The sequence below is a fragment of the Okeania sp. genome (assembly GCF_983059655.1).
Genome location: NZ_CEZPJD010000834.1, coordinates 1 through 3,412, shown reverse-complemented (window position 1 = coordinate 3,412; position 3,412 = coordinate 1). Strand labels below are relative to the sequence as shown.

The window sequence follows — 3,412 nt, the reverse complement described above, 5'->3', positions numbered from 1 at the left end:
CTCTTTTTTAATATAGCAATATGATTTGAGTTGTGAGATATTGGCAATTTTTAGGGAACAGGGAACACCGGAGCTGGGAACAGAGAAGAGGAAAAAACGTATCATATGAATATAATAATTGCTATATTCTACACTTTTAAGAAACACCTCAATTCTCACAACTCATTCCTGATTGCTATAGAGTTTTTCTCAAGTTACTTAGGTACAACTGTTTTTCTTCTTTTCTATTCCCTGTTTCCCGTCACTAAGGGCGAACGTCCGTTTGCTTGGGCATACTTCGTAACGCCCCTACGTTCCTAAAACAGTTTTCCACAGTGATGCCCCGTAACGGATAATAAACGAAGGCAGCAGGAGCTAAGGGCAGAGGGTAGGAGGAACAATTCCCTTCTGCTCCCTTCTGCCTTCTGCCTCCTGCCTTCTGCCTTTCCCGATCAAAGTCTGTCCAATTAAACTAAATGCCATGAATATAGCGCAAACTACAAATTCAAAAAATCAAATTCGTGTAGGTGTTTTAGGTTTCGGTGGTTTGGGCCAAGCTGCATCTAGGGTACTCTCTCCCAAACAAGAAATGCTCTGGGTTGCTGCTGCTGACCAAAAAGGTTATGCCTACAACACTCAAGGATTAAATCCCGACCAATGTATGACCATGTACAATACTCAGGGATCTTTAGGCCATCTAGAATCTGGTGGCGTTTTAAGTAATCACAGTATTGAAGAAATAATCAAAGTTGCTGATACTGTAGATGGTTATTTTCTGGCCTTACCAAACTTGCCTAATACTTTTATGGCAGATGTGGCAAAACAATTTATTGCTGCTGGTTGGCGGGGTGTATTAGTAGATGCCATTAAGCGTACTAGTGCTGTAGAGCAATTATTGGCCTTGAAGGATGAACTACAGGCTGCGGGTATTACTTATATGAGTGGTTGTGGCGCAACTCCTGGTTTATTGACTGCAGCAGCAGCTATAGCAGCTCAGAGTTATGCGGAAATTCATAGTGTGAATATTACTTTTGGAGTGGGAATTGCCAATTGGGAAGCTTACCGAGCTACAATTCGTGAGGATATTGGCCATTTACCGGGATATGATGTGGAAAAAGCTAAGGCTATGACTGATGCTGAAGTTGAGGCTTTATTGGAAGAGACCAATGGTCTGTTGAAATTGGAAAATATGGAACACGCTGACGATATTATGTTGGAGTTGGCGGGAATTTGCGATCGCGACCGGGTGACTGTGGGAGGTATTGTTGATACTCGCAACCCGAAAAAGCCTTTAAGTACAAACGTTCAAGTTACAGGCCGTACTTTTGAGGGCAAAATTTCTACACATACTTTTACATTGGGAGATGAAACGAGTATGGCTGCTAATGTTTGTGGCCCTGCTTTTGGCTATTTGAAGACTGGAGTTGCCTTACATCGCAAAGGTCTTTATGGTTTGTTTACTGCTGCGGAAGTTATGCCACAATTTGTGCGGTAGTTCTCAGATAATTAGGACTTATACCAAATCTCAAAAGTCTTGCTACATCTCCTTGACAGTAGGGAGTAGGGTGTAGGGTGTAGGGTGAAAAGAGATAAGATATCTTGGTTTAATGCCTAGAATCGTTACAAACATGATTCAAGCATTATTATTACTTAATAACTGAAGTCCCACGGGAAGTATAGCATGATTTTTGGGAATTGGTATTACGCAGGTAAGCATTTCCTGCGGAATGCTGCGCAAACAGCTATTAGCTGTCAGCTATCAGCAACAAGATTCTCTCCTTAAGGAAAGTGTTTAAATTAACAACTAACTTTAAGGACAAGGGAGCCAATTTTTGTAGTAAGACAATTAAATATTGCTTTTATCCTAAATTAAAAGCAATAGCTGATAGCTGATGGCTGACGGCTGAATGCTTACTTACGCAGTACAAAGTATTTTCCTCATTGCGACCGACAGAAAAGCAATGTCAAACCGTAAGTCCTAATAATTCAAAAATCAAATTATCAAAATAATTGGGTCTGGCAACGTCGCCTTTTAAGGCGAAATGTTTTTGGAGGCTTGCTCAAATCGCCGTCACAAAAGCAACTTCTGACTTTTGACTTCTGACTTCGTTAAGGGGAGTGAGGAAAAATTCCCCAAAAAATGTAGGGACGTTCCATGGAATGTCCCTACAAACGTTTTAAAAAAGGTGTATATGAGGTTTAATGAGATGTTTTATTAATTGTGACTCTGACAAAAAGAAACCTTTGGGCTGGGTAAACCCTTGTCCAAATCAATTAATAATTTTTCGATCAATTATAAACTTACTCAAAAGAATTCTCAATTAAAATTGATACAGATTTCAATTAATTTACCCGATATATTCAGAATGTAGATAGGGTTGATACAAAAATTCCTGTCTATTCCCAGGTTATTTGAAGATTTATCTCTATAGGGCAAATACCATTCGCCCCTAAAAAAGAAATAATTGATGAATTTATTGCAATTACTTCTTATTTAGTTGAAAACGAGAATAATCAATAAGAAGAATTTTAAACAGGAAAATTCTGCAAATAACTTGTATTAATTACCGAAAACTCTCAAAAATCTGGGTCAAGCTAGTGAAATTGTTTGACTCACCAGATTTTATGAATTTGATCAAAACTAATCAGGAGTGTTGATTATGGCAAAAATTGGCATATTTTATGGTAGCACATCTGGCGTAACTGAAGAAATCGCTGAAGCATTGCGCGACAAATTCGGCGAAGAAATTTGCGATCTTTATAGTATGGAAGAAGATTACGACGAATATAGTCAACTTCTTGATTATGATTATTTGTTATTGGGTTGTTCGACTTGGGGTGCTGGGGAAGTACAGAATGACTGGCGCGAACCACTTTTTGATATGGATATTGAAAAGCCTGATTTTACTGGAAAAACTATTGCCTTGTTTGGTGCAGCAGATCAAGTCGGTCATGGAAAGCACTTTGCTGGCGCACTGCAACTTATGTGTGACCACTTCGAGAAACTTGGTGCAACTATAGTAGGAGAGTTTCCTCTTGAAGGTTACAGTTTTGAACATTCTTCAGCAGTGCGTAATGGTAAATTCGTGGGTTTGCCAATTGATGAGGTTAACCAAAGTGAATTAACTGAGGAGAGAATTACACAGTGGGTTGAAGCATTACGCCCCATTTTTGTAGGCACGGAAAGTGCTGTGTTGATACCTGCTTAGATATTGAAAGTTTGAGTATTGCATTTAATCTGGCTAACCTTTTACGCTAAAGTCGTTACAAGTTGTTTGAATAAATTTCTAAACTTGAGATATTTGTCGACTTCAGTAATGGCAACTGTTTAGCTAGAAATAATCACATCGATCGCATCCGATAAAAATTTGTTTTGTTTGCATCTAAGTTCATCTCCTTTTGGAGTTGGGGAATATTCCTCAACTTTTTTTTT

General features: G+C 38.7%; 2 protein-coding genes. Both read left to right on the top strand.

From position 1 onward, the window contains the following. The first annotated feature begins 460 nt into the window (after positions 1 to 460). Complete coding sequence (gene bioU / locus AC3DU7_RS29070) at positions 461 to 1,474, top strand: (S)-8-amino-7-oxononanoate synthase BioU (protein ID WP_488042733.1); 1,014 nt, start codon at positions 461 to 463, stop codon at positions 1,472 to 1,474. A gap of 1,165 nt (positions 1,475 to 2,639) precedes the next feature. Continuing rightward, entirely contained in the window at positions 2,640 to 3,188 is a 549-nt protein-coding gene (locus tag AC3DU7_RS29065; RefSeq protein WP_124147447.1) for a flavodoxin, read from the top strand. Positions 3,189 to 3,412 lie beyond the last annotated feature (224 nt).

Excerpts from the sequence above, each read along its gene's own strand:
- bioU (WP_488042733.1), top strand. The coding sequence starts at position 461 with ATGAATATAGCGCAAACTACAAATTCAAAAAATCAAATTCGTGTAGGT.
- AC3DU7_RS29065 (WP_124147447.1), top strand. The coding sequence starts at position 2,640 with ATGGCAAAAATTGGCATATTTTATGGTAGCACATCTGGCGTAACTGAA.